The sequence below is a fragment of the Bacillus sp. FJAT-22090 genome (assembly GCF_007676755.1).
GTDB lineage: Bacteria > Bacillota > Bacilli > Bacillales_A > Planococcaceae > Psychrobacillus.
This window is the reverse complement of the sequence record NZ_VEBK01000033.1, coordinates 1-1,785: the sequence shown is the minus strand read 5'-3', so window position 1 is coordinate 1,785 and position 1,785 is coordinate 1. Positions and strand designations below refer to the sequence as shown.

Annotated in this window: 2 protein-coding genes; both read right to left on the bottom strand. The window is 37.9% G+C overall.

Annotated features, from left to right (window positions below):
* Positions 1–105: 105 nt before the first annotated feature.
* A complete protein-coding gene (locus tag FS486_RS19825) occupies positions 106–297 on the bottom strand; it encodes a hypothetical protein (protein ID WP_144514027.1) in 192 nt (63 codons plus the stop codon).
* Positions 298–668: 371 nt separating this feature from the next.
* Positions 669–1,502 (bottom strand): rolling circle replication-associated protein, encoded by an 834-nt coding sequence (locus FS486_RS19820; RefSeq protein WP_260858181.1) that lies wholly within the window; start codon positions 1,500–1,502, stop codon positions 669–671.
* Positions 1,503–1,785 lie beyond the last annotated feature (283 nt).

Sequence of the window (1,785 nt, the reverse complement as noted above, 5' to 3'; positions counted from 1 at the left end):
CCACCTTGGTAAATGAATAAGGTGGCTTGAACGCAAACAGCGTACCACAGAAAATTGCATGTCAAGGGTTCGCTTCGCCATCTTACACAGTTCATTACGCTTTGATTACTCGTTTTCCAATTTATCCATCATTTCTTTCATCATCGCTATATTCGGTAAAATGGTAGATTGTTGCTGGTACGTCTCCAAAGCAAATATAATAACGGCATTCATTGTCAAACCACGTTTTTCAGCTTCAAATGCTATCCACTCATGCATATCTTCGGATATTTTAATGCTCATTTTCTTAGTAGCCATATGAACACTCCTTTTTTATAGTTTTGAGGAAATCCGAGGCCCATCCCAAGATTCCCTCTATTCAGTTGTAATTCAATTATAACATATTTGTGCCATTAGTAAACTATTGTTTTGACATCTAAAAAGAATTTATATGCGAACGTATTTTCGCCAGTGCAGAATATTTGTTCGTAATTTTTAACGTGAAAAGGGGCCCCCTCACACCACCACAAGGTAACCACCCCAAAGGGGCCCCTCCTTGTCGCAGTGTAAGGGAACCCCCTACATTTGCCATAAATTGCTTTACAAATCCACTTTACATGATGTCCTACGCTGTACTACAATGTAATACAGATTGTATGTACATTTGTATGTACATGGTTAAAAGCGTATTATTTTTCTCGTTTAGTATTATACTGTTCATAAATAATCGTGTTTTCAAAATCGTTGTCAGCGATTTTATACATTCTCGTGTAGTGGGGTTCAGCAGACTCCACTATTTTTTTTGCGTTTTTATAAGACATTTCCTCACGTTCAGGAAACTCAATCCCCTTAGATCTCCTGTAAAGATTCATGCCAGGTGGATACAAATGTAATCGACCACCTTTAATAAAATTTTTCTTCTTGCCATCTACCTCTTTTGTTAATATTTCTAATTCATGATGCATTGCCTTCAGCATATTTTGTTCCGTCAATTCCATATCAGTCAGATATGCAGAAAGATAAGCTCCAATATTATCAACGTCCTTTAACGACTTTATGGTCACAAATCCATGCCCCCACAACTCAGCTAACTGTTTAGGAGGCAAATACACCTTCTCAATGCCTTCGAATCGCATTAAGACATGACAATGCCAAGCACCTCGCCCCTGTGGTTCTACAACGTTTATGTACTCAATTAAAGCTTCATTTCTAAACTGGTACTTCAAACGCTTAATGAAATTCTTGAAATCAATGTGCAATCGCTTCGTGTCCGTCATATTTTCGGCGTATGTGAGCGTTAAATGTAATTCATTGCCTTTACCTTCAAAATTGTTGTTAATCAAATAACGAAGCTTTTTGAACGTTTGGTGAAGTGAGTTGTAACTATCTTTTCTGGTTTTAATGTGCAAAAACTCTTTTATCTCCCCAGTAGCCTTTTCGACATATCTGTCTTTATCAAGCTTTTGGATATGACATTCTCTGTTCATTTTCTCCATGTATTGAATTTCTACAAGATGATTCATTTTTGTTACCTTCACAACTTTAGAAGGTGGTATTTTCCCACTATCGTGCCTGGTTATCTCCAATCGGTTCCCCTCCTTTTTCGCCCAATGTTTAATTAAAATCAAGTTAATAAGGGCGAGTGTATTTTTTGCTGAATTTTCTTCCTCCTACCGCTGCATGAACTGTTCCAGATGCCCTTGACACGCAAGAACCTTTTCTGTGGTATTCCCAAGCCAACAACCACCTTGGTAAATGAATAAGGTGGCTTGAACGCAAACAGCGTACCACAGAAAATTGCATGTC